22 protein-coding genes are annotated in these 23,377 nt (G+C 64.0%); 8 read left to right on the top strand and 14 right to left on the bottom strand.

Annotation, left to right across the window (positions count from 1 at the left end):
• Positions 1-151: 151 nt before the first annotated feature.
• From rplI to OKW43_RS22030, 7 genes are all read right to left on the bottom strand, one after another.
• Positions 152-604 carry a 50S ribosomal protein L9 gene (gene rplI / locus OKW43_RS22060; protein WP_187638671.1) on the bottom strand — a complete coding sequence of 151 codons (453 nt, stop codon included), beginning with the start codon at positions 602-604 and terminating at the stop codon, positions 152-154.
• Between the two features lie 27 nt (positions 605-631).
• Positions 632-907: a 30S ribosomal protein S18 gene (gene rpsR / locus OKW43_RS22055; RefSeq protein ID WP_013588504.1), complete on the bottom strand. Its 276-nt coding sequence runs from the start codon at positions 905-907 to the stop codon at positions 632-634.
• Positions 908-909: 2 nt separating this feature from the next.
• Complete coding sequence (gene priB / locus OKW43_RS22050; protein ID WP_187638670.1) at positions 910-1,209, bottom strand: primosomal replication protein N; 300 nt, start codon at positions 1,207-1,209, stop codon at positions 910-912.
• A gap of 69 nt (positions 1,210-1,278) precedes the next feature.
• The gene (rpsF, locus tag OKW43_RS22045; protein WP_027197541.1) at positions 1,279-1,653 is read right to left on the bottom strand and encodes a 30S ribosomal protein S6; all 375 of its coding nucleotides are present in this window, start codon (positions 1,651-1,653) and stop codon (positions 1,279-1,281) included.
• Between the two features lie 192 nt (positions 1,654-1,845).
• Entirely contained in the window at positions 1,846-2,796 is a 951-nt protein-coding gene (locus OKW43_RS22040; protein ID WP_429449818.1) for an anti-sigma factor family protein, read from the bottom strand.
• Positions 2,786-3,679, bottom strand: coding sequence for an RNA polymerase sigma factor (locus OKW43_RS22035; RefSeq protein WP_187638668.1), 894 nt, complete (start codon positions 3,677-3,679; stop codon positions 2,786-2,788). The genes OKW43_RS22040 and OKW43_RS22035 overlap by 11 nt, the downstream gene beginning before the upstream one ends.
• 176 nt (positions 3,680-3,855) lie before the next feature.
• Positions 3,856-4,770, bottom strand: coding sequence for a substrate binding domain-containing protein (locus tag OKW43_RS22030; protein ID WP_187638667.1), 915 nt, complete (start codon positions 4,768-4,770; stop codon positions 3,856-3,858).
• 172 nt (positions 4,771-4,942) lie between these two features.
• Between OKW43_RS22030 and gcl the strand changes: the two genes are divergently transcribed.
• From gcl to OKW43_RS22015, 3 genes are all read left to right on the top strand, one after another.
• Positions 4,943-6,718, top strand: a complete 1,776-nt coding sequence (gene gcl, locus OKW43_RS22025; protein ID WP_429449815.1) for a glyoxylate carboligase — start codon at positions 4,943-4,945, stop codon at positions 6,716-6,718.
• A 128-nt stretch (positions 6,719-6,846) separates the two neighbouring features.
• On the top strand, positions 6,847-7,656 hold the full coding sequence (gene hyi, locus OKW43_RS22020; protein WP_187638665.1) for a hydroxypyruvate isomerase: 810 nt from the start codon (positions 6,847-6,849) through the stop codon (positions 7,654-7,656).
• Between the two features lie 75 nt (positions 7,657-7,731).
• Positions 7,732-8,643 carry a 2-hydroxy-3-oxopropionate reductase gene (locus OKW43_RS22015; RefSeq protein WP_187638664.1) on the top strand — a complete coding sequence of 304 codons (912 nt, stop codon included), beginning with the start codon at positions 7,732-7,734 and terminating at the stop codon, positions 8,641-8,643.
• Between the two features lie 321 nt (positions 8,644-8,964).
• Here the strand turns inward: OKW43_RS22015 and OKW43_RS22010 are convergent, their stop codons facing one another.
• Positions 8,965-10,011 (bottom strand): asparaginase, encoded by a 1,047-nt coding sequence (locus OKW43_RS22010; protein ID WP_429449812.1) that lies wholly within the window; start codon positions 10,009-10,011, stop codon positions 8,965-8,967.
• A 549-nt stretch (positions 10,012-10,560) separates the two neighbouring features.
• Between OKW43_RS22010 and OKW43_RS22005 the strand changes: the two genes are divergently transcribed.
• A complete protein-coding gene (locus OKW43_RS22005; RefSeq protein ID WP_429449810.1) occupies positions 10,561-14,046 on the top strand; it encodes a YadA-like family protein in 3,486 nt (1,161 codons plus the stop codon).
• A gap of 145 nt (positions 14,047-14,191) precedes the next feature.
• Here OKW43_RS22005 and OKW43_RS22000 read toward each other — a convergent pair whose 3' ends face one another.
• From OKW43_RS22000 to OKW43_RS21980, 5 genes are all read right to left on the bottom strand, one after another.
• Positions 14,192-15,118 (bottom strand): CysB family HTH-type transcriptional regulator, encoded by a 927-nt coding sequence (locus OKW43_RS22000; RefSeq protein WP_429449808.1) that lies wholly within the window; start codon positions 15,116-15,118, stop codon positions 14,192-14,194.
• Positions 15,115-16,179 (bottom strand): sulfate/molybdate ABC transporter ATP-binding protein, encoded by a 1,065-nt coding sequence (locus OKW43_RS21995; protein WP_429449806.1) that lies wholly within the window; start codon positions 16,177-16,179, stop codon positions 15,115-15,117. The genes OKW43_RS22000 and OKW43_RS21995 overlap by 4 nt, the downstream gene beginning before the upstream one ends.
• The gene (gene cysW / locus OKW43_RS21990) at positions 16,180-17,184 is read right to left on the bottom strand and encodes a sulfate ABC transporter permease subunit CysW (RefSeq protein WP_429449804.1); all 1,005 of its coding nucleotides are present in this window, start codon (positions 17,182-17,184) and stop codon (positions 16,180-16,182) included.
• Entirely contained in the window at positions 17,181-18,083 is a 903-nt protein-coding gene (gene cysT / locus OKW43_RS21985) for a sulfate ABC transporter permease subunit CysT (RefSeq protein WP_429449802.1), read from the bottom strand. The genes cysW and cysT overlap by 4 nt, the downstream gene beginning before the upstream one ends.
• Positions 18,084-18,244: 161 nt before the next feature.
• Positions 18,245-19,291 carry a sulfate ABC transporter substrate-binding protein gene (locus OKW43_RS21980; RefSeq protein WP_429449800.1) on the bottom strand — a complete coding sequence of 349 codons (1,047 nt, stop codon included), beginning with the start codon at positions 19,289-19,291 and terminating at the stop codon, positions 18,245-18,247.
• Positions 19,292-19,603: 312 nt separating this feature from the next.
• On the opposite strand from OKW43_RS21980, the gene lexA reads away from it, so the two are divergent.
• The 3 genes from lexA to OKW43_RS21965 all read left to right on the top strand — a co-directional run bounded on the left by lexA (position 19,604) and on the right by OKW43_RS21965 (position 21,438).
• Positions 19,604-20,254, top strand: coding sequence for a transcriptional repressor LexA (gene lexA, locus OKW43_RS21975; protein WP_429449798.1), 651 nt, complete (start codon positions 19,604-19,606; stop codon positions 20,252-20,254).
• 102 nt (positions 20,255-20,356) lie between these two features.
• Positions 20,357-20,701 carry a hypothetical protein gene (locus tag OKW43_RS21970; protein WP_187636364.1) on the top strand — a complete coding sequence of 115 codons (345 nt, stop codon included), beginning with the start codon at positions 20,357-20,359 and terminating at the stop codon, positions 20,699-20,701.
• 119 nt (positions 20,702-20,820) lie between these two features.
• Entirely contained in the window at positions 20,821-21,438 is a 618-nt protein-coding gene (locus OKW43_RS21965) for a DUF2939 domain-containing protein (RefSeq protein ID WP_429449796.1), read from the top strand.
• A 117-nt stretch (positions 21,439-21,555) separates the two neighbouring features.
• Here OKW43_RS21965 and OKW43_RS21960 read toward each other — a convergent pair whose 3' ends face one another.
• Positions 21,556-22,023, bottom strand: a complete 468-nt coding sequence (locus OKW43_RS21960; protein WP_187636362.1) for a universal stress protein — start codon at positions 22,021-22,023, stop codon at positions 21,556-21,558.
• 433 nt (positions 22,024-22,456) lie between these two features.
• On the opposite strand from OKW43_RS21960, the gene nodI reads away from it, so the two are divergent.
• Positions 22,457-23,371, top strand: coding sequence for a nodulation factor ABC transporter ATP-binding protein NodI (gene nodI, locus OKW43_RS21955; protein ID WP_187636361.1), 915 nt, complete (start codon positions 22,457-22,459; stop codon positions 23,369-23,371).
• Positions 23,372-23,377: the final 6 nt, after the last annotated feature.

The raw sequence follows: 23,377 nt of genomic DNA, 5'->3' as shown, positions 1-23,377 counted from the left end.
GGCAATCCGGCGACGGCTGCGAGCAGAAAAAACGCAAACGTAGGGGTACAGGACAGATAGCCGGGCACAAAAAAAGCAGGGGCCGGTTACCCGGCCCCTGCCCTTCACCAGCCAAGTGCTGGCTGATACTGCGTGACGCTCAGCGGTCGACTTAGACGTGCTCGCCGATCACAGCCACCGTCACATCGACGAGAACGTCGGTGTGCAGCGAAACCTGAACCGGGTGCTCGCCAACCATCTTCAGCGGGCCTTCGGGCAGACGCACTTGCGACTTTTCGACTTCGAAGCCTTGCTTGCCGAGCGCTGCGGCGATGTCGGCGTTCGTCACAGAGCCGAACAGACGGCCGTCGACGCCCGCCTTCTGCTTGACCTGAACGGTCTGGCCTGCCAGCTTTTCGCCTTGAGCCTGGGCGGCTGCCAGCTTTTCAGCGGCGGTCTTTTCGAGTTCTGCGCGGCGCACTTCGAATTCAGCCAGGGCTTCCTTCGTTGCACGGCGAGCTTTCTTGTTCGGGATCAGGAAGTTACGTGCGTAGCCGTCCTTGACCTTCACGATGTCGCCCAAGTTACCCAGATTGACGACTTTTTCCAGAAGAATGATTTGCATTCGGATGCTCCTTATCGCGTCGTCGGGTTAGGCCTTGTGCTGGTCGGTGTACGGCACCAGCGCGAGGAAACGCGCGCGCTTGATGGCCGTGTCCAACTGGCGTTGATAATGAGCCTTGGTACCCGTGAGACGTGCCGGCGTGATCTTGCCGTTCTCGCCGATGAAGTCCTTCAGCGTTTCGATGTCTTTGTAGTCGATGTACTCGACGCCAGCGGCCGTGAAACGGCAGAACTTCTTGCGCTTGAACAGCGGGTTCTGTTGCTGACGACGCTTGTCGAATTTTTTACCAGTCGGGCGGGGCATGATTAGTCCTTTCCAATGTCCTGCAATGCTGTGATGTGAAATACCAGAGTTCGCGCGTTACGGTGTTTTTTCGCCAGAAAACCTGTGAAGAGCGTTTCGACGCCCATCTGACAGTTTTCGAGCTTACCGCTCGCTTCGCCCGCGGCGACCGCCTGCACGGTCAGTTCGACCTGACGGGCAATGCCCGCCTCGACGACTTCCGTGCGGTGGTGCAACGTGCAGCTTGCGATCGGAACGCCGGCGGGGGTATACCGCACCGATTCGCGTTCGACGACGCTCGCCGTGAGTTGCAGCCGGTTCATGTACCTGTGTATGCCTTCGTGTACTTGAGCGGAGCGACGCCGCGAGTCTGGCAGCTTAAATAGTGAGTCTTAAGCCTGCGCTTCGGTCGGCTGAGCGGCTGCCGACTTCTTGGCTTCTTCGCGGTGCACTTCCTTCATCATCGGCGACGGGCCGGTTTCGGCCTTCTTCATCTTGACGATGAGGTGACGCAGAACGGCGTCGTTGAACTTGAACGCGTGTTCCAGTTCGTCGAGCGTCGTCTGGTCGCATTCGATGTTCATGCAGACGTAGTGAGCCTTCGCGAGTTTCTCGATCATGTAGGCCAGTTGGCGACGGCCCCAGTCTTCGACGCGGTGGATCTGACCACCGTGCGACGTGATCGTGCTCTTGTAACGCTCGATCATGGCGGGCACCTGCTCGCTCTGATCGGGATGCACGATAAAGACGATTTCGTAATGACGCATTACACACTCCTTGTGCTGACTTTTGGATAGAAGCCGCCCGGGCGTCGGAACCGGTGCGGCAAGTGAGAAGCCTGAAAGTGTAACCTGAATGGGGACGGGTTGCAAGGTATTCCGCCGATTCGGTGGCGGAATCGGACGTGTTTTCAAGAGCTTAGAGGTGGTGGGTCGCGCAAGCGGCGCCGCTATTGTCACTCAACCCGCTTCCGTGCGCTGGCTGCCACTCTGCAAACGCGCTCTGAGCGCCGCTTCGAGGCCTCTCAGCGCATCGGGCGCGGCATCCGTGATCGCCCACCAGGTCATGCCCGCCGCGTCCCAGTGAGAGATCGAATAACCGTCGCGATCGAGCGATGCCGGCGCCATCCCCCCCGCCGCCGACTGCGGGAATACGTACACGTCGATCACGTGCTTGCCGGCGCGGTACACGAGCACCGCGACCCGCTGATGCGCGAGGTAGTCGAGCCGGCCGCCCTGCAGCGCGAAGCCGCTCGCTGCGAGATCCTCGACGGGCGGCGAATAGTCGAGCCGGCCGTTGAACCACGGCTTGACTGTGTGACGGTCGGTCGAAATCACGTCGATGTCGCGGCCGGATACCTGCGCGCGCACATGGCTTGCGACGAGTTCGTCGGTGAATGGCATGGATTCGGCGGGGCGGTGCAGCGTCAGCGTCAGAACCGCGGCGGCCGCGCACAACGCGATCACAAGTGCTGCGACACCGCCGCGCGCCGCCGCGCGGGTTGCACCGCCCGCGGCGGTTGGGCCGCTGAAGCCCCTGAGCCATCCGTCGAGCCACGCGGGCCACCGCGCCCCGCGCCGCTGACGCCGTGGTTCCTGCGTCGCCGGCTCCGTCATGCCGGCGGTAGCGTTGCCGGCAGAGTCTATCGGTACATCGTCGGGCGCCGCCGCCACCGCGGTCGCTTTATCGGGCGCGCCGGGCAAGCCCGCCACGATCCGCAGCCGCAACGACTGCGGCGCCCGATGATACGGCGCCGCGCGCAGCGCGCCGCTCAGCGCGCGCAGGTTGTCGCCCGCGCGCCGGCAGTCGTCGCAGCTCTCGATATGCTGCTGCACCCGGCGCGCATCGGGCGCCGGCAATTCGTGATCGGCATTCGCATCGAGGAGCGGCCGTGCTTCGTTACAGTCCATCCGGCGTCTCCTGAGCGGGGTCGGCGGCAGCGCCGGGAATATTGAGGGGCCGGCCGTCGGCAAACGCCCGGAGCCGCGTCACTGATGCGGTGACGGGCACATCTGACGATGATGCCGGTCCACCTTCGCCCGAACTTCGTGCTGGCTCGGCGGAGGACGCAGACGCCGCAGACGCCGCAGACTGCGCGAGTCGCCCGGACTGCGCGGCCTGATCGAGCGGCGCATCCGTCGGCCCGCGCCCCCCACCCTGCCCGCCTTTGCGGCCGCCGCCATCCGATTCCCCCCCGCCTTGTCGCAGCACCATCAACACCTCCGCCAGCTTGCGCCGCCCACGCGCGAGTCGCGACATCACTGTCCCGATCGGTACGTCGGCCACCAGCGCGATCTCCCGATATCCCATCTCTTCAAGTTCTCGCAAAATGAGCACCTCGCGATACTCGACCGGCAAACGCGCCAACGCGTCGTGCACCTGCCGTACATCCTCGTCGCGGATCAGGAGCGTCTGCGGATCGTCGCCGCCAGCAGTCCAGCCGTCGAGGGTCGCGTCGTCCATGGTTTCGTCGAATTCGAGCATGTCGTGCGACGGCGCGCGCCGCCGCCATTCCGTGTACCAGGTGCGGCGCACGATCGCGAGCAGCCACGGCCGCGCGGAGTCGCCGCGAAACGTATCGAAGAAGCGGAACGCACGCATGAACGCTTCCTGCACGACGTCCTCGGCATCGGCGGGATTGCCGCACAGCCAACGCGCGAGGTTGTACGCGGCGTCGAGATGCGGCAACGCCAGCTGCTGGAAGCGGCGGCTTTTCGCGGCATCGGCATCGGCGTCGGTGCCAGCATTTGGCTCGCCCCGCGCGCGGGCGGCGTCTGAGTCGGTCTGGACCACGTGGGCCCCTCCAAGGGCATGGCGGCTGCTTCGTGCGGGTCGCTGCTGTTGCGCGCCCCGCGAGGTGTCGTTCCTGACGTGTCTTTCACGGCAGAACTGGCCACAGACCCAGTTTATTCCCGACTCACGCGAGGATTCGCAAAAAATCAGGATCGCCTATGCGCGCCGCTCGCCAGCTAGTACGACGACCGGTTCCAGTAGTCGTCGCTCGCGTACACGTCTTTCAGGTAGTCGATGAAATAGCGCACGCGCGCCGGCACGAAGCGTTGCTGTGGATAGACCGCGAGGATGTCGTAATCGGGCAGCGCATACTCGTCGAGCACGGTTTCGAGCTCGCCGCGCGCGAGCTGCCGCTGGATTTCCCACGTCGAGCGCCAGCCGAGTCCGAGCCCTTCCGAGACCCAGCGATGCAGCAGTTCACCGTCGTTGCAGTCGAGCGAGCCGCCCACCCGCACTGTCGCGAGCTTGCCGTTGCGGCGGAAGTACCAGCCGCGGTTCTGTCCGCCTTGCAGATTGAACGCGAGGCAGTTGTGGGCCGGCAGATCCTCGAGCGTCTTCGGTTTGCCGTGGCGGCGGAAATAGTCGGGCGTGCCGCACACCACACGCCGGTTCGACGCGAGCTTCACCGCGACGAAGTTCGGATCGACCACGCCGCCGATGCGGATCGACAGGTCGTAACCCTCGCGCACCAGATCGACGACCCGGTCGGTCAGATTGAACGACATCTGCAACCCGGGTTTGTCGCGCAAGAACCCGGGCGCGAGCGGCGCGACGTGCTTGCGGCCGAACGCCGCCGGCGCCGACACGATCAGATGGCCGTTCACCGCGCGGCGTCCCGCGCTCAGTTCGTTCTCCGCCTGATCCCATTCGCTGAGGAGTCCCCGGCAGCGTTCGAGAAATGCGGCACCGTCCTCGCTGACCACGAGCCGCCGCGTCGTGCGATACATCAGCTTCACGCCGAGGCGCTTCTCGAGCGCATCGATGCGCCGCCCGAGGATCACTGGCGACACCCCCTCCTCCAGCGCCGCCGCCGCGAGACTGCCCGCGTCGGCGACTCGCACGAAGGTTTCGATCTGTTTGAAGCGGTCCATGTTCGTCTCCCACCTGTCTGATGGCAGGCCGCCGCCGGCCGTGCGCCGGGCTTCACGCCATTCGATACTTTTTGTTTCGGAATAAGCGACCCGGACTGATCTTATCAAACCTTTGGCGCAGGCCTACAGTGTCCTTCAACCGACGTAATTCCCCGACATTGAGGAGACATTCATGGCCAAAATGAGAGCCGTCGACGCCGCCGTTCTGGTGCTCGAAAGAGAAGGCATCGATACCGCGTTCGGCGTGCCGGGCGCCGCGATCAATCCGTTCTACTCGGCGATGCGCAAAGCCGGCGGCATCAGCCACGTGCTCGCGCGCCATGTGGAAGGCGCGTCGCACATGGCCGAGGGCTACACCCGCGCGCAGCCGGGCAACATCGGCGTGTGCATCGGCACGTCGGGTCCCGCTGGCACCGACATGATCACCGGCTTGTACTCCGCGCAGGCCGACTCGATTCCTATTCTGGCTATCACAGGCCAGGCGCCGCGCGCGCGCCTGTACAAGGAAGACTTCCAGGCCGTCGATATCGAATCGATCGCGAAGCCCGTCACCAAGTGGGCCGTGACCGTGCGCGAGCCGGCGCTGGTGCCACGTGTGTTCCAGCAGGCGTTCCATCTGATGCGCTCGGGCCGTCCGGGCCCGGTGCTGGTCGATCTGCCGATCGACGTGCAGCTCGCCGAAATCGAATTCGACATTGACACGTACGAACCGCTGCCGGTCTACAAGCCGAAGGCAACCCGCAAGCAGATCGAGGCGGCGCTGACGCTGCTCAACGATGCCGATAAGCCGCTGATCGTATCGGGCGGAGGCGTGCTGAACGCCGTGGCCGAAGACCTGCTCGTGAAGTTCGCCGAAACGCTCGGCGTGCCGGTGATCCCGACGCTGATGTCGTGGGGCGCGATTGCCGACGACCATCCGCTGATGGTCGGCATGGTCGGTCTGCAGACCTCGCATCGCTACGGCAACGCAACGATGCTCGCGTCCGACTTCGTGCTCGGCATCGGCAATCGCTGGGCAAACCGTCACACCGGCAGCATCGATGTCTATACGAAGGGGCGCAAGTTCGTGCACGTCGATATCGAACCGACGCAGATCGGCCGCGTGTTCGGCCCGGATCTCGGCATCGTGTCGGACGCGAAGGCCGCACTCGAACTGTTCGTCGAAGTCGCCAGCGAATGGAAGTCCGCGGGCAAGCTGAAGGATCGCAGCGCGTGGGTCGCCGATTGCCAGCAACGCAAGCGCACCATGCTGCGCAAGACGCACTTCGACAACGTGCCGATGAAGCCGCAGCGCGTCTACGAAGAGATGAACCAGGTGTTCGGCCGCGACACGTGCTATGTGAGCACGATCGGCTTGTCGCAGATCGCCGCCGCCCAATTCCTGCACGTCTACAAGGCGCGCAACTGGATCAACTGCGGCCAGGCCGGCCCGCTCGGCTGGACGATTCCGGCGGCGCTCGGCGTGCGCGCGGCCGATCCGCAACGGCCGATCGTCGCGCTGTCCGGCGACTACGACTTCCAGTTCATGATCGAGGAGCTCGCGGCCGGCGCGCAATTCAAGCTGCCGTACGTGCATGTCGTCGTGAACAACTCGTACCTCGGCCTGATTCGCCAGGCGCAGCGCGCGTTCGAGATGGACTACTGCGTGCAGCTCGGCTTCGAGAACATCAACTCGCCGGAGATGAACGGCTATGGCGTCGATCATGTCGCGGTGGCCGTTGGTCTCGGCTGCAAGGCGATTCGCGTGTTCAAGCCGGAAGAGCTGAAGCCGGCGCTACAAAAAGCGCAGTCGATGCTCGCCGAGTTCAACGTGCCGGTGATCGTCGAAGTGATTCTCGAACGCGTGACCAACATCTCGATGGGCACCGAGATCGACGCGATCAACGAGTTCGAGGAACTGGCCGAAAAGCGCGCGGACGCGCCGACGGCGATCAGCCTGCTCGACTAGGCGTTGCGCCTTCGCGGTATCCGCAGCATTCAGCGCGCGCGGTGCGAGGGCCGAGCATGTGCTCTGCGCCCTCGCCTCATTACGACCCAACGCGCCATTCCCTGACCGACCTGAGAGACATACGCACCATGCCGAAATTCGCAGCGAACCTAACGATGCTGTTCACCGAAATGCCGTTCCTCGACCGTTTCGCGGCGGCGGCAAATGCCGGCTTTCATGCCGTCGAATTCCTGTTTCCGTACCCGTATTCGATCGCCGAATTGAGCGAACGTCTGCAACAGAACCGCCTGAAACTGGTGCTGCACAACCTGCCGGCCGGCAACTGGGAAGCCGGCGAACGCGGCATCGCGTGTTTGCCCGATCGGGTCGCCGAGTTTCAGGCAGGCGTCGGCCGCGCGATCGAATACGCCAGCGCATTGAAGGTGCCGCAACTGAACTGCCTCGTCGGCATTCCGGGCGCGAACGTCGACGCCGACACCGCCCGCGCGACGATCGTCGAGAACCTGCGCTTTGCCGCGCGCGAGCTGAAGGAGGCCGGCATCCGGCTGCTCGTCGAGCCGTGCAACTCATACGACATTCCGGGCTTCGCGCTGAACCGTTCGCGCGACGGACTCGACGTGATTCGCGAGGTCGGCTCGGACAATCTGTTCCTGCAATACGACATCTATCACATGCAGCGGATGGAAGGCGAACTCGCGGCGACGATCGAAAAGAACCTCGCGCAGATCGCGCATATCCAGCTTGCGGACAACCCGGGCCGGCACGAACCGGGCACCGGCGAGATCAACTATCCGTACCTGTTCGCGCTGCTCGACTCGCTCGGCTACGAAGGCTACGTCGGTTGCGAATACAAGCCGCGCACGACGACCGATGCCGGCCTCGGCTGGGTGCAAAGCGTGGCCGGTCAGACGCGCGGCGCGGCACACGCGGCGGCTTGAGGCGCATCAGGGATCATCACGGCTCCCTGAAGGTCCTCAACGCACGTCCCCTAATAACCCTGGAGATTCACACACATGGCAAAGATCGGCTTCATCGGACTCGGCATCATGGGCGCGCACATGGCGCGCAACCTCATCAAGGGCGGACACGCGCTGTTCGTGAACGGCGGGTATCCGATGCCGGACGACATCGCGAAGTGCACGAGCGTGGTCGCCAGTTCGACCGCGGTCGCGCAGGCTGCCGACATCGTCATCATCATGGTGCCGGACACACCTGACGTCGCCAACGTGCTGTTCGCCGACGACGGCGTCGCCGCGGGTCTCACCAAAGGCAAGCTCGTGATCGACATGAGTTCGATCTCGCCGCTCGACACCCAGGCGTTCGCGAAGAAGATCAACGCGCTCGGCGTCGACTATCTCGATGCACCGGTATCCGGCGGCGAAATCGGCGCGCGCGACGCGTCGCTGACGATCATGGTCGGCGGTCCCGAGAAAGCCTTTGCGCTGGCCAGGCCGCTATTCGAACTGATGGGCAAGAACATTTCGCTGATCGGCGAGAACGGCGCGGGTCAGACCTGCAAGGTCGCGAACCAGATCATCGTCGCGCTCAATATCGAGGCGGTGGCCGAAGCGCTACTGTTCGCGTCGCGTTCGGGCGCCGATCCGGAGCGAGTACGCCGCGCGTTGATGGGCGGCTTCGCGGCGTCGCGGATTCTCGAAGTGCATGGCGAGCGCATGACGAAGCGCGCGTTCAATCCGGGCTTTCGCATCGAGCTGCATCAGAAGGACCTGAATCTCGCGCTCGACGGCGCGCGCAAGCTCGGCATCGCGCTGCCACATACCGCGAGCGCGCAGCAGCTGTTCAGCGTCTGTGCGGCGAACGGCGGCAAGGCGTGGGATCACTCGGCGATGGTGCGCGCGCTCGAGATCATGGCGAACCACGAGGTCGCGCGGACGCCGGACAGCGAGGACGCGAAGGCGGCTTAGGTCTTCGTGATTGCTCTGTGATTGAACACGCCGTTGATTGCGCTGATGGCCGCCTGGGCATCCGCGCAATCACGGTGAGCACTGGTGGGGCGCCCGTTCGTCGCGTGGCAGCTTGGGCTGCCGGCGTGGTGGAACGGGCAAATCGCGCCGCTCTGGGCTGAGAGCGGCAGGTGGGGTCCGCAGCGGCACCCGGCTACGCCGGGGAAGCCTTGGTCGGTCAGACGTCGTCGTCGGGTGTCCGGCTGTCGGATTCAGCGTTGGGCCATTTCGCCGCCACCGTCGATACGACCGGTATCGGCAGCGCGGTCGCGAGCATCGCTATCAATACGTATCGAACACCTTTTGCAACGCCGCCGGCGCGGTATGGCCCGCGGCCAGCGCCAGCATCAGCAACACCCTCGCCTTGTACGGATTCAGCGAACCCGCGCTGACGAAACCGAGCGCATCGTCGGCCGCCGCGCCGTTGCGCATTACATGCCCCGAACCCACGCGCGACGAGCGCACCACCGCCACGCCGCGCATCGCGGCATCCGCCAGCGCCTGCTGCAACGACTGGTGGATCGAGCCATTGCCCGTACCCGCCACGACGATGCCGCGCACACCCGCGGCGACCAACGCATCGATGGCGATCCGCGACACGCCCGCATAGCTCGTGACGATCTCCACTTGCGGCCACGCCGCATCGATCGTGAATTCGCTCGCGAACGTATGCGCGCGCACCACGCCGCGCTGGAATTCGACGCGGCCATCCTGCACCCAGCCGAGCGCGCCGATCTCGGGCGACTGGAAGGCATCGACCGCATACGTGCTCGTTTTAACGACGTCGCGCGCGCTATGAATCCGGTTGTTGAACGCGACCAGCACGCCCTGCCCGCGTGCCGCCGCGTGCGCGGCGACCGTCACCGCATTTAGCAGATTCAGCGGACCGTCGGCGGAGAGCGCCGACGCTGGGCGCATCGCCGCGGTCAGCACGACCGGTTTGTCCGACTTGACGGTCAGATGCAGCAGGTAGGCGGTTTCTTCGAGCGTATCGGTACCGTGCGTGACCACCACGCCGTCGACGTCGTCCGTCGCGAGCAGCGTGTCGATGCGTTGCGCGAGCGTGGTCCACAGCGGCATCGCCATGTCCTTGCTATCGACGCTGGCGATCTGCTCGGGGGCGATTCGCGCGACCGTGGACAACGCCGGCACCGCCGCGAGCAGCTGATCGACGCCGACGACGCCCGCCTGATAGCCCGACGTATTGGCGGCATCCGGGGCCGAGCCGGCGATCGTGCCGCCGGTCGCGAGCACCGCGATGCGCGGCAGCGTCGGCGCGGCGGGATGGCCGGGCGGAATCGGGAGAGACGGAGAAGTGGAGATATTCATGGCGGCGATTGTAAGCGATGCGCTATGCGCCGCCATGCGTGAAAAACCGGACGCAGGCTCGCCCCCGCGTGCGCGCGCAACTTGCGAGCGGGCCTGAATCCCGTGCGACGCCCAGTTGCACTCCTCAGCGCAAGTATTGAAGGCGGACATCGCTGAACTGCTGATACTTGATGAAACACATGAGGGGCCCCTTTCTACCATCTGTCGTCGTGTCGAGATTTCTGGCGTTGCCACGCTTTCCGCAATTACAGGCAGGTACCGCCATCTCACGCGCTGCAGCGCTCAAATGCCGGTCAGCGCCGATTCGGACCTGACCTATTTTTGCCCAATCTCAAAAATATAGACTGAACCCAGTTACAGAGATTTAGCAAAGGCCAGACCTAGATTGACTCGGCAGAATCTGGCCGATTCTTACTGCGGCCACGAGCTTTCGGGATCGACATCGCTCCCGTTTTTGCAGCTGATATTGAACAGCAAGAAATGGCAACAGCGATTTGGCATTAGTTCGCATAACTCAATTCTTTTTCAAACTTTAAAAGGAATCATGTCATGAACAAATCCTATGTCAGCATCTGGAGCGAAGCCCTTGGGTCGTGGGTGGCTGCATCCGAGCACACTGCGCGTCGCGGCAAACGCAGCAAGTCACGCTGCGTGATGGGTAGCATCGGCGTAGCCTTGGGTGTGATTGCCGGCTACAGCGGGAATGCTGCTGCTAATGTGACGAATCCTATTGGCGCCTATGGCAACATTGCTATTAACAATTCGACCATCACCTCCGCCGCTGCTTCTGCCAGCACTCCTGGATCGATAGCGATTGGTGCTGGTGCAAACGCTAAAGGCGACGTTGATTATGACGGTAGCTCGGCCATTGCCATCGGCGATTCAGCCAAGGCGAACGGGGGTGGCGCGATTGCACTCGGCGAAATGGCCGTTGTCAACGGTGATCGCTCGGCAGCTTTCGGCCCAGCTTCAACCGTGAGTGCCTCAAATTCTGTGGCGCTCGGTTTCGGGAGCACGGTCACCGCCACCAATAGCGTAGCTTTGGGCGTGAATTCGGTGGCCGACCGGGCGAATACGGTGTCGGTAGGCGCGACCACCGGCCAACGCCAGATTGTGAACCTGGCTGCAGGTACCCAAAGTACGGATGCTGTCAATCTGAGCCAGCTCGGAGGAGTGGTGAATGCGCTAGGCGGTGGGGCGGCGATCAAGTCGGATGGCACGATCAGCGCGCCGAGCTACAGCGTGGGCGGTACGACGGTCAACAACGTGGGTGACGCGGTTGCCAACATTGACGAAAACGTGCGCCGCAACGCCTCGAAGATGGACAACCTCAACGATGGCCTGGTGATGATCCACAACATCGCGCTCGACAACAGTAATGACATCGCGATCAACAAAGCTGACATCACGAAGATGAGTGGCGACATCACGAACGTCACCAACAACCTGAACGACGGCACCATCGGTCTGGTGCAGCACGACGCAGCGACCCGGAACATCACGGTGGCCAAGGATCTGGACGGCACGACGGTGGACTTCAGTGGCACCGATGGCGCGCGCACGCTGAGCGGCGTGAAGGCCGGTGCGCTGGGCGACACCAGCACCGAAGCGGTGAACGGTTCGCAGCTGCACGCGACCAACCAGAACGTAACGACCAACACGGCCGGCATCGCGGCCAATGCGACGAACGTCGCGACCAACAGGACCGCGATCACCAGCATCGACGGCCGCGTGACCAACGTGGAAGGCTCGGTCACGAACCTGACGCAGCAACTGGACGGCGGCAGCGTCGGCCTGGTGCAGCAGGACGCGACCAGCAAGGCCATCACGGTGGCCAGGGGCCTGGACGGCACGACGGTGGACTTCAGTGGCACCGATGGCGTGCGCACGCTGAGCGGCGTGAAGGCTGGCGCGCTGGGCGACACCAGCACCGAAGCGGTGAACGGTTCGCAGCTGCACGCGACCAACCAGAACGTGACGACCAACGCGGCCAGCATCGCGGACAACGCGACGAACGTCGCGGCCAACAGGACGGCGATCACCAGCATCGACGGCCGCGTGACCAACGTGGAAGGCTCGGTCACGAACCTGACGCAGCAACTGGACGGCGGCAGCGTCGGCCTGGTGCAGCAGGACGCGACCAGCAAGGCCATCACGGTGGCCAGGGGCCTGGACGGCACGACGGTGGACTTCAGTGGCACCGATGGCGTGCGCACGCTGAGCGGCGTGAAGGCTGGTGCGCTGGGCGACACCAGCACCGAAGCGGTGAACGGTTCGCAGCTGCACGCGACCAACCAGAACGTGACGACCAACGCGGCCAGCATCGCGGACAACGCGACGAACGTCGCGGCCAACAGGACGGCGATCACCAGCATCGACGGCCGCGTGACCAACGTGGAAGGCTCGGTCACGAACCTGACGCAGCAACTGGACGGCGGCAGCGTCGGCCTGGTGCAGCAGGACGCGACCAGCAAGGCCATCACGGTGGCCAGGGGCCTGGACGGCACGACGGTGGACTTCAGTGGCACCGCTGGCGTGCGCACGCTGGGCGGCGTGAAGGCCGGCGCGCTCGGCGACACCAGCACCGAAGCGGTGAACGGTTCGCAGCTGCACACGACCAACCAGAACGTGACGACCAACACGGCCGGCATCGCGGCCAACACGACGAACGTTGCGGCCAACAAGACGGCGATCACCAGCATCGACGGCCGCGTGACCAACGTGGAAGGCTCGGTCACGAACCTGACGCAGCAACTGGACGGCGGCAGCGTCGGCCTGGTGCAGCAGGACGCGACCAGCAAGGTCATCACGGTGGCCAGGGGCCTGGACGGCACGACGGTGGACTTCAGTGGCACCGATGGCGCGCGCACGCTGAGCGGCGTGGCCGAAGGTGCGATTGCTGCGGGCAGCAAGGAAGCCGTCAACGGCAGCCAGCTGTATGCGAACTCGGCGAGCGTCGCCGCGGGTCTGGGTGGCGGCTCGGCCGTGAACGCGGATGGCACGATCAGCGCACCGAGCTACAGCGTGGGTGGTACGACGGTGCATAGCGTAGGCGATGCCGTCACCAACCTGGATGACCGGGTGACGGAGAACACCACGGACATCACGAAGCTGCAGACGCAGGTGGGCGATGTCGGCACGCAACTGTCGGGCGCGGTGCAGTACGACCGTCACGCTGACGGCTCGGTGAACTTCGGTTCCGTGACGCTCGGCGGAAGCCTGAGCGCAGGCCCGGTGATCCTGAGCAATGTGGCGAACGGCACGAGCCAGTATGACGCGGTGAACTTCGGCCAGCTGTCGGCGTTGCAGGACCAGGTGACGGATCTCGACGGGCAGGTGAAGGATCTCGGTTCCCAGCTGTCGAACATCCAGCCGGTCACCCCGGATGTTTCGTCGCCGGACCGCAACAATGACGCAGTGGCCAATGCGGCGACGCCGGGTACCGGTGTGGGCAGCACCGTGGCCGGGGCAAACGCCAGTGCAACAGCAGACAACGCGGTGGCAGTGGGCTCAAATGCGGCGGCAACCGGCGGCAACTCGACGGCGATCGGCACCGGCTCGCAGGCTGGCAATGCGAACTCGGTGGCGTTGGGTCAGGGCTCGGTGACGGATCGCGATAACTCGGTGTCGGTGGGTTCAGTGGGTCACGAACGCCAGATCACCAACGTCGCAGCGGGTACGGTGGACACGGATGCAGTCAATGTCGGTCAGATGAACAGCTCGGTCGCACAAGGCGTTCAGCAGGCCAACAACTACACCGATCAGCGTATCAACGCGACCAACCAGGCGATCAACGACGTCGCGAAGAACGCCTACGCAGGGATCGCAGCAGCGATGGCAATGCCGAACATGACGCCGTCGGGCCCGGGCAAGACGATCGTCGCTGCGGGTGGGGCGACCTATAAGGGCGGCAGCGCCGCAGCAGTAGGAGCTACGTACCGCTCACGGAATAATAAGTGGCTCGTCAACGCTGCGGTGTCGGTCACGTCGACTGGTGACGCTGGCGCACGTGCGCAGGTTGGCTACGAGTTCTAATAGCCATGTCACGTAAAAAGCGGAAGGTCCGTTAGTCCAATAGCTGTATAGCGGGTGTTTAGAGAGAGTCTTGCCGGGCACAGCAGGACTCTTTTTTTTGCGCCCATCCTGCGGGTGCAAGTCCTACCCTAAGCTGCTCGCGGCTCTAAGCCGCCTCACGCAACTGCGCCGCAATGTCCGCCTCGCTCAACTGCGGCGCGAACATCTCGATCAACCGATACGCGTACGCGCGCAGGAATGCCCCCTTGCGCAGGCCGACGCGGGTCGTGCTCGCCTCGAAGAGATGCTGCGTGTCGAGCGCGACGAGTTCGGTGTCGCGCTTCGGGTCGTAGGCCATCGCAGCGACCACGCCGATACCCATGCCGAGTTCCACGTAGGTCTTGATCACGTCGGCGTCGATCGCGGTCAGCACGACGTCGGGCAACGCACCCGCTTTTGCGAACGCCTGGTCGATATGCGAGCGGCCCGTGAAGTCCTGGTCGTAGGTGACGATCGGAAATTCGGCGATCTCGTCGAGCGTCAGATTCGCTCGGCCGACGAGCGGATGATCCTTCGGCACCACCACGACGTGATGCCACGAATAGCACGGGAACGTGACGATGTCGGGAAAACGGTCGAGCGCCTCGGTCGAGATGCCGATATCCGCTTCGCCGTTGATGATCATCTGCGCGATCTGCTGCGGGCTGCCCTGGCGCAGCGCCAGATGCACTTTCGGAAACACCGACGTGAACTGCCGGACCACCTTCGGCAGCGCGTAGCGCGCCTGCGTGTGAGTGGTCGCGACGACGAGGTGACCGCTGTCCTGATCGGCGTACTGGCGCGCGACGCGGCGCAGATTCTCCGCATCGAGCAGCATCCGCTCGATCAGCTGATGCACCGCCTTGCCCGGCTCGGTGAGCCCCGTCAGACGCTTGCCGCGGCGGATGAAAATATCGACCCCGAGTTCGTCCTCGAGATCCTTGATCTGCTTCGATACGCCCGATTGCGACGTGTAGAGCACGTTCGCCACTTCGGTCAGGTTCATGTTCTGCCGCACCGCTTCGCGCACGAAGCGCAACTGCTGGAAATTCATCGATTTGTCTCCGGAAAAACGCGCAATGCGCGCGGCACCGCCGTCACGCCATCGCCTATTGTCAGTTGCAGATCACGCCACGTTTCGCGATCGAGTTCGGCTTCGAGCAGGTTGCCCTCACGGCCCGCGAGCTCGACGCGCACCGAGCCGCCGAGCGTCACCACGCGCCGCAGGTCGACGACGATGCCCTCGCGATGCCCGGCTGCCTGCGGATACAACTGCAGATCGTGCGGCCGCACATAGGCGAACGCAGGACCGCTGAAACCGGCGGCAATCGCGACCGGCAGCGCGGCGCCATCGACGACGAAGCCTTGCGCATCGACGCTGCCGTGCAGACGGTTCGCCGCGCCGAGAAACTCATAGACGAACGGCGTCTGCGGATGGTCGTACACGTCCTGCGGGCTCCCCACCTGCTCGACATGCCCCCGATTGAGCACGACGATGCGATCGGCCACTTCGAGCGCTTCTTCCTGATCGTGAGTGACGAAGATAGTCGAGATATGCAGATCGTCGTGCAGGCGACGCAACCAGCTGCGCAGTTCCTTGCGCACCTTCGCGTCGAGCGCGCCGAACGGCTCGTCGAGCAACAGCACTTTCGGCTCGACAGCCAACGCACGCGCGAGCGCGATGCGCTGCCGCTGGCCGCCGGACAGCTCCGACGGATAGCGTTGCGCGAGCCAGTCGAGCTGCACGAGCTTCAGCAGCTCATGCACCTTCTCGCGAATCACCTTCTCTGACGGACGTTCCTTGCGCGGCTTCACGCGCAGACCGAACGCAACGTTCTCGAACACCGTCATATGACGGAACAGCGCGTAATGCTGGAACACGAAGCCTACCTCGCGCTCGCGCGCGCCGACCGCCGCGACGTCCTGGCCTTGCAGCTCGACCTGGCCGCCGTCCGCGTATTCGAGGCCGGCGATCACGCGCAACAGTGTCGTCTTGCCGCAACCCGACGGCCCGAGCAGCGCGACGAGTTCGCCCGGTGGAAAGTCGAGCGACACGTTGTCGAGCGCGACGAAATCGCCGAAGCGCTTTTGCAGGTTACGAACGGTGATACCCATTTACAGCTCTCCTTGCTTGAGCGGATGTCGCTGCGACGCAGGCGTGGCGTTGACGAAAAACGAATGAGAAGCGGACTGCGCGCTCCCGGCCTGCGAAGCGCCGGACGGCGCCGGCCCCGCATACGCGGGCACGTCGCGCGCTGCCGACAGTTCCGCCGACATATGACGCTCGGCCAACAGCTTCAGCCCCAACGTGACCAGCGCCAGCAGCGCGAGCACCGACGCCACGGCGAACGCGGCCGAGAAGTTGTATTCGTTGTAGAGAATTTCGACATGCAGCGGCATCGTGTCGGTCTGCCCGCGAATATGACCCGACACGACCGACACCGCGCCGAACTCGCCCATCGCGCGCGCATTGCACAGAATCACGCCGTACAGCAGACCCCATTTGACGTTCGGCAGCGTGACGCGACGGAACGTCTGCCAGCCCGATGCGCCGAGCACGTGCGCGGCTTCTTCCTCGTCGTTGCCCTGCGCCTGCATCAGTGGAATCAACTCGCGCGCGACGAACGGGAACGTGACGAAGATCGTCGCGAGTACGATGCCCGGTACCGCGAAGATGATCTGCACGTTGTGATCTTCGAGCCACGGGCCGAACCAGCCCTGCGCGCCGAACATCAGCACGTAGATCAGACCGGAGATCACCGGCGACACCGAAAACGGCAGATCGATCAGCGTGGTCAGGAGTGCCTTGCCGCGGAATTCGAACTTCGCGATACACCACGACGCCGCGAGGCCGAACCCGAGGTTCAGCGGCACCGCGATCGCCGCGGTGATCAGCGTCAACCTGATGGCCGACAGCGCGTCCGGATCGACAAGCGATTCGAAGTAAAAACGCAGCCCCTTGCTCAGCGCCTGATAGAACACCGCGACGAGCGGCACGACCAGAAACAGCGCGAGAAACAGCAGCGCCAGGCCGATCAGCAGCCAGCGCACGACGGGCGGCTCGCTGACCGGATCGGGGCGGCGCGCGGCGCTCGCCGGATTCGTCGGAACGCGGCTCATTGCACACCTCCACCGATTGCGGCGACGTTCGTGGCCACCGGCGCCGGCGCCGGCGCCGCGTTGCCGCGGCTCGTGCGCCGCTGCAGATACCACTGCAGCGTGTTGATCAACAGCAGCATCAGGAACGACACGACCAGCATCACGACCGCGAGCGCCGTCGCGCCCGCATAGTCGTATTGCTCGAGCTTCGTGATGATCAGCAGCGACGTGATCTCCGACTTCATCGGCACGTTGCCGGCGATGAAGATCACCGAGCCGTATTCGCCGAGCGCGCGCGCGAACGCGAGCGCGAAGCCGGTCAGCAACGCCGGGAACACGGCCGGCAGCACGACGCGGCGAAACGTGAGCCAGCGCGACGCGCCGAGGCACGCGGCCGCTTCCTCCTGCTCGCGCTCGAACTCCTCGAGCACCGGCTGCACCGTGCGCACGACGAACGGCAGGCCGATGAAGGTCAACGCGACCAGCACGCCGGCGGGCGTGAACGCGATCTTGATGCCGAGCGGCGCGAGAAACTGGCCGATCCAGCCGTTGCCTGAATAGACGGCCGCGAGCGAAATGCCCGCGACGGAAGTGGGCAGCGCGAACGGCAAATCGACGACCGCATCGACGATGCGCTTGAACGCAAACGTGTAGCGCACCAGCACCCACGCGACGAGAAAGCCGAACACCGCGTTGATCAACGCGCCGCCGAGTGCCGAGAAAAACGTCAGCCGATACGACGCGAGCACGCGCGGCGACGTGACTGCGCGCACGAACTGATCCCAGTCGAGCGTCGCGGTTTTCAGAAAGGTCGCCGCCAACGGAATCAGCACCACGAGGCTCAGATAAGCCACCGTGATGCCGAGTGTCAGGCCAAAGCCGGGCAAGGCGCTCGGCTTGCGGAAGGTCAACGTGGTCATGCTGGATACTCGTTCATGGTTGATGCTCGCGCGGTTGTCGTGTTGCTGTCTCGTTGTGTCGTTATCGAACTGCGGTACTGCTGGCCACGGCCTCCGGTTAGCCGAAAGCGCGCCCATTGGGCGCGCCCTTTCACCTCTGCCTTTGATGCAGGCGGCGGTTTTTACTGCGGCTGATAAATCGAATCGAACACGCCGCCGTCGGCGAAATGCGTCTTCTGCGCGTTGGTCCAGCCGCCGAACGAATCGTCGATCGTGTACAGCTTCAGCTTCGGAAACTTCGCGGTCAGATCGGCCGGCACCTTGTTCGAACGCGGACGATAGAAATTGCGCGCGGCGATCTCCTGGCCCTCCTCGCTATAGAGGAAGTTCAGATAAGCCTCGGCGAGCTTGCGGGTGCCGTGCCTGTCGACGACCTTGTCGACCACCGCGACCGGCGGCTCCGCGAGAATGCTCACCGACGGCACGACGATCTCGAACTTGTCCGGACCGAACTCCTTCAGCGACAGGAACGCCTCGTTTTCCCACGCGATCAGCACGTCACCAATGCCGCGCTGAACGAAGCTCGTCGTCGCGCCGCGCGCGCCCGAATCGAGCACGCCGGCGTTCCTGTACAGCTTGCCGACGAACTCCCTGGCCTTCCGGTCGTTGCCGCCCGGTTGATGCTCGGCGTAGGCCCACGCGGCCAGATAGTTCCAGCGCGCGCCGCCCGAGGTCTTCGGATTCGGCGTCACGATCGACACGCCCGGCTTCACCAGATCGTCCCAATCCTTGATGTGCTTCGGGTTGCCCTTGCGCACGAGAAACACGATCGTCGAGGTGTACGGCGACGCGTTGTCCGGCAAACGCTTCTGCCAGTTCCTGTCGACGAGCCCCTTGTTCGCGAGCGCATCGATGTCATAAGCGAGCGCGAGCGTCACGACGTCGGCCTGCAGACCATCGAGCACCGAGCGAGCCTGCGCGCCCGAGCCGCCGTGCGACTGCCTGAAGGTGACGGCTTCGCCGCTGCTGGCCTTCCATTCCTTGCCGAATGCCTGGTTGATGTCCTGATACAGCTCGCGCGTCGGATCGTAGGACACGTTCAGCAGTGTCGTGTCGGCGTGCGCGATGCCGCTTGCGCCCACCATGCCCAGCGCGCCCGCCGCGCCGACGGCGAGCGCCGTGATCAGTTTTCTGGTTCGAGCCGCAAGCCCCGTGTGCCGATAGTTCATCTCGATTTTTCTCCGTGTGATGGTCCGCTGCCAAGCGTCTGGTGTTGTTCTGCGTCGCGGTCACGTGCACATGAGCGCCAATCCGGAGGCCAGTCTATCGAAGGGCTTTCATCATTAAAAATAATGTTTCTTCATTTTTTAATACTCAAAAGTGGTAACGGCAGATGCGACGGCTGTTGACGCACCGGAAACGACGCGATGTGGCCGATAAACGACGCCCGAACGCGCCCCTCCGGCCGAACTTAAAGTAAAGCTTGAAATGCGCCGGATACTGTATAAAAATACAGTCACCTGTTCATACATACAGTGGCCATGACAAAACTCACCGCACGACAGCAGCAGGTTTTCGATCTGATCCGCCGCGCGATCGAACGCACCGGCTTTCCGCCCACTCGCGCGGAAATCGCCGCCGAACTCGGTTTCAGCTCGGCCAATTCCGCGGAAGAGCATCTGCGCGCGCTGGCGCGCAAGGGGGTGATCGAACTCGCGGCTGGCGCGTCGCGCGGCATCCGCCTGCTGTCCGGGCAAGAGGACGCGCCACACCAGTTCACGCTGCCGCATGCGGGCCTGATGCAGTTGTCGCTGCCGCTGATCGGCCGGGTCGCGGCGGGTAGCCCGATCCTCGCGCAGGAACATATCTCGCAGCACTACGCGTGCGACCCGGCGCTGTTCTCGAGCAAACCCGACTACCTGCTGAAAGTGCGCGGCCTGTCTATGCGCGACGCCGGGATTCTCGACGGCGACCTGCTCGCAGTGCAAAAGCGCAGCGAAGCGAAGGACGGCCAGATCATCATTGCGCGGCTCGGCGACGACGTGACGGTCAAGCGTCTGAAGCGCCGGCCGAACGGCATCGAGCTGATCGCCGAAAACCCCGATTACGACAACATCTTCGTGGAAAGCGGCAGCGCCGATTTCGCGCTCGAAGGGATCGCGGTCGGGCTCATTCGCCCAAGCGAGTTCTGATCTTTCGCTGTCGCAGCAACGCTTGCGCCGGCTTGTCCAACCCAAGCCGCATTTACGCCCGCATTTACGCCCGCATCTACGCTGTATCGCCAGGAGAGACTCATGGAACGCCTTGCCCGCCTGCTGCCTTTTCGCCAGTTCGGCCGTCTGCGCCATCTGCGCAAGCTCACGCCCTGCGCGCTGACCGAGGCGCCCGCGGCGCGCACGCCGTCGCTGTTCGACGTGCCTGCCGATGCTTCCGGTCTGCCGTCGTCGTTGCCGGCGTTCGCTCGCGTGTCGCTGAATTCGGCGCTGAACATCGCCGAGCCCGCGCGTCGCGCACCGGTGCGGGTCTACCATGGATCGTCGCGACTGATCATGGTCGGCACGGTCGACGCCGTATGCCGTATGATCGATCGTTGCATCGCCGACGAAGCCAACGTGCACGGCGCGGTGTTCGAAGCCTGAGCGAATCCTGGGCACGCATGCGATACCCACTTCTGAAGTTCAGAGTTTCGCGTCGGATGGGATCGTTTCGACCTCGCCGTGGTCGACGTTAGATGATCACTAACGTGGAGTCCCATTCGATGACATTTCCGAAACGCATACAGGGCAGCGCCACCCGGCCGCTGCTGATCACGCTGATCGTGGTGATCGTGATTGGCGCGCTGGGGTTTATCTATGCGTCACCGTATATCGCGGTGAACAATCTCAAACGCGCGGCAGATGCGCGAGACGTGCAAACCGTCAATCAGTACGTGGACTTTCCCGCGCTACGCGATAGCCTGAAGCAGCAGGTGGGCGCCATGCTGACACGCCGGCTCGAAGCGGACGCCGGCAACAAGCTGGCCACGATTGGCGCGGTGATCGGCGTGACGTTGATCGGCCCGCTCGTCGATGCCTATGCAACACCCGACGGCGTCGCGGCGCTGCTGAACGGCATGCCGCCACGCGGCATGCCGGGCGAGCAACCGTCCGCGCCGCCAGCCGCGAGCGGCGAAGCGCCGGCCGCACCAGCCGCGGGCAACACCACCAATCAGGCAAGTGCGCCGCCACCGGGGCGTCAAAGCACGGCCGGCTATCGTAGTCTCAACGAATTTGTTATCACGTACCGGCGTGGCGAAGGCAACGCGAACTACTCGGCGATCTTCCGTCGCGAAGGTCTGGTCACATGGAAGCTCGCCGCGATCAACCTGAACGAGTGAGGTTGAAGCCTGGCCGGAAGGAATGCGTGGCTGGTCGTCGAGGCCAGCCACGTGACGGGGATGTTCACGTCTGGGCTACAAGACGGCGCGAATGGCTTCGCGCCGCTAACTAGCGTATTACGCCGCAGCCGCCTGCTGCTGGTCCTGCCCGGACGAGCACGCCACCAGGATGCTGCACGTCACCCTGTCGAGCAGCGGCGTGTTGCCCGCCCCCATCCACCAACGCGACAGACCGGTCCGGCAGCGATGGCCGACCACCACGAGATCGACCTGCAATTCGTTGGCAAGGTTGGCGATCTCGTCGATCGGATGACCGAACGCGAAATGCCCTTGTGCGCTTACGCCGCGCTCGGTCAGCCAGTTCACCCCCTCCTGCAGAATCTCGCGGGCCGTTTTTTCGAAGCTGCCGCAGGCTACGTCCGTCAACAAGCCCGCGCTTTGCGCAATGCTCGAACGCATGTCGACGACCGACAGTAGGTGCGTTTCCGCCTTCAGCTCCAGCGCCAGATCGGCACCGCAACGCAGGGCTTTGCGGCCTTCGCGCGAGCCGTCGTAGCACAGCAGGATTTTCTGGTAGCTCGCCATCAGGTTTCTCCATTCGCGCGGAAAGCGCTGTCTGATTCAATCATGGTGCGCCGCAAATCGGCTTGCAAGGGATGGAAAACGCTAAGTGCATAGTCGGTGCATGCTGAGCACGTCCGCACAAGCGTTGGGCAATTCGATGCAGCGTTTGCCCACGGATGCCGCAACGCAAAACTTCGTACGCGAACGTTGCGGCCGCTCGCAGCGGGCCGTTTCGCGTGCCGGTAGCGTCAAACGGTAAACAGTGGCGCCGGGCGGTGCCAGCCGGCTCAATACACCGCAACCTGCCGCATGCATTACCCGTTCCCGGAGGGCCGCCCGCATTAGCGAACCGAAACCCTGGAATAAGCCGCTTCGCGTGCACAATGCGGGCGTCGCAGGTATGTTGTGTGTCTTGCGAGTACGTTGTGTCTTCTTCAGGAGCCTCGCCCGACCCATGCCCGCCGCCCCCATCGAATTCCATCAGGTCAGGAAAAGCTACGGCGAAAAAACGGTCGTCGACGGCTTGTCGTTTCATGTGAACGCCGGCGAATGCTTCGGGCTGCTCGGCCCCAATGGTGCCGGCAAGACCACGACACTGCGCATGCTGCTCGGCATCGCGGCGCCCGACGCCGGCGCGATCCGCCTATGCGGCGAGCCGATCCCGGGCCGCGCGCGCATCGCGCGCTCGCGCGTCGGCGTGGTGCCGCAGTTCGACAATCTCGATCCCGATTTCACGGTGCGCGAAAATCTGCTCGTCTTCGGCCGCTACTTCGGTCTCACCGCTGCGCAGTGTCGCGCGGCGGTGCCCGGTCTGCTCGAATTCGCACGCCTCGAGAACAAGGCCGACGCGCGCGTGAGCGAACTATCGGGTGGCATGAAGCGGCGCCTCACGCTCGCGCGTGCGCTGATCAACGATCCCGACGTGCTGATCATGGACGAGCCGACCACCGGTCTCGATCCGCAAGCACGCCATCTGATCTGGGAGCGGCTGCGCTCGCTGCTCGCGCGCGGCAAAACCATCCTGCTGACCACGCACTTCATGGAAGAAGCCGAACGGCTTTGTCATCGACTGTGCGTGATCGAGGAAGGACGCAAGATCGCCGAAGGCGCGCCGCGCGAGTTGATCGAATCCGAGATCGGCTGCGACGTGATCGAGATCTACGGTCCCGATCCGTTTGCGCTGCGCGAAGAACTCGCGCCGCTCGCCGAGCGCACCGAGATCAGCGGTGAGACACTGTTCTGTTACGTGAACGACGCGCAGCCCGTGCATATGCGGCTCAAGCAGCGCGCTGATTTGCGCTATCTGCATCGGCCAGCGAATCTCGAGGACGTATTTTTGCGGCTCACGGGACGCGAGATGCAGGACTGATTACGC

Source organism: Paraburkholderia sp. WC7.3g, from assembly GCF_050436345.1.
GTDB lineage: Bacteria > Pseudomonadota > Gammaproteobacteria > Burkholderiales > Burkholderiaceae > Paraburkholderia > Paraburkholderia podalyriae.
The sequence above is the reverse complement of the archived record's forward strand: the minus strand, read 5'-3'. Positions and strand labels throughout refer to the sequence as shown.

What these genes read in the sequence shown, in the direction of transcription:
- OKW43_RS22010 (WP_429449812.1), bottom strand. Translation starts at nt 10,011, where the DNA reads ATGAATATCTCCACTTCTCCGTCTCTCCCGATTCCGCCCGGCCATCCC.
- OKW43_RS22005 (WP_429449810.1), top strand. Translation starts at nt 10,561, where the DNA reads ATGAACAAATCCTATGTCAGCATCTGGAGCGAAGCCCTTGGGTCGTGG.
- gcl (WP_429449815.1), top strand. Translation starts at nt 4,943, where the DNA reads ATGGCCAAAATGAGAGCCGTCGACGCCGCCGTTCTGGTGCTCGAAAGA.
- cysT (WP_429449802.1), bottom strand. Translation starts at nt 18,083, where the DNA reads ATGACCACGTTGACCTTCCGCAAGCCGAGCGCCTTGCCCGGCTTTGGC.
- rpsF (WP_027197541.1), bottom strand. Translation starts at nt 1,653, where the DNA reads ATGCGTCATTACGAAATCGTCTTTATCGTGCATCCCGATCAGAGCGAG.
- OKW43_RS21980 (WP_429449800.1), bottom strand. Translation starts at nt 19,291, where the DNA reads ATGAACTATCGGCACACGGGGCTTGCGGCTCGAACCAGAAAACTGATC.
- OKW43_RS21995 (WP_429449806.1), bottom strand. Translation starts at nt 16,179, where the DNA reads ATGGGTATCACCGTTCGTAACCTGCAAAAGCGCTTCGGCGATTTCGTC.
- priB (WP_187638670.1), bottom strand. Translation starts at nt 1,209, where the DNA reads ATGAACCGGCTGCAACTCACGGCGAGCGTCGTCGAACGCGAATCGGTG.
- OKW43_RS21970 (WP_187636364.1), top strand. Translation starts at nt 20,357, where the DNA reads ATGGAACGCCTTGCCCGCCTGCTGCCTTTTCGCCAGTTCGGCCGTCTG.
- rpsR (WP_013588504.1), bottom strand. Translation starts at nt 907, where the DNA reads ATGCCCCGCCCGACTGGTAAAAAATTCGACAAGCGTCGTCAGCAACAG.
- lexA (WP_429449798.1), top strand. Translation starts at nt 19,604, where the DNA reads ATGACAAAACTCACCGCACGACAGCAGCAGGTTTTCGATCTGATCCGC.
- OKW43_RS22030 (WP_187638667.1), bottom strand. Translation starts at nt 4,770, where the DNA reads ATGGACCGCTTCAAACAGATCGAAACCTTCGTGCGAGTCGCCGACGCG.
- nodI (WP_187636361.1), top strand. Translation starts at nt 22,457, where the DNA reads ATGCCCGCCGCCCCCATCGAATTCCATCAGGTCAGGAAAAGCTACGGC.
- rplI (WP_187638671.1), bottom strand. Translation starts at nt 604, where the DNA reads ATGCAAATCATTCTTCTGGAAAAAGTCGTCAATCTGGGTAACTTGGGC.
- OKW43_RS21965 (WP_429449796.1), top strand. Translation starts at nt 20,821, where the DNA reads ATGACATTTCCGAAACGCATACAGGGCAGCGCCACCCGGCCGCTGCTG.
- OKW43_RS22015 (WP_187638664.1), top strand. Translation starts at nt 7,732, where the DNA reads ATGGCAAAGATCGGCTTCATCGGACTCGGCATCATGGGCGCGCACATG.
- OKW43_RS22040 (WP_429449818.1), bottom strand. Translation starts at nt 2,796, where the DNA reads ATGGACTGTAACGAAGCACGGCCGCTCCTCGATGCGAATGCCGATCAC.
- cysW (WP_429449804.1), bottom strand. Translation starts at nt 17,184, where the DNA reads ATGAGCCGCGTTCCGACGAATCCGGCGAGCGCCGCGCGCCGCCCCGAT.
- hyi (WP_187638665.1), top strand. Translation starts at nt 6,847, where the DNA reads ATGCCGAAATTCGCAGCGAACCTAACGATGCTGTTCACCGAAATGCCG.
- OKW43_RS21960 (WP_187636362.1), bottom strand. Translation starts at nt 22,023, where the DNA reads ATGGCGAGCTACCAGAAAATCCTGCTGTGCTACGACGGCTCGCGCGAA.
- OKW43_RS22000 (WP_429449808.1), bottom strand. Translation starts at nt 15,118, where the DNA reads ATGAATTTCCAGCAGTTGCGCTTCGTGCGCGAAGCGGTGCGGCAGAAC.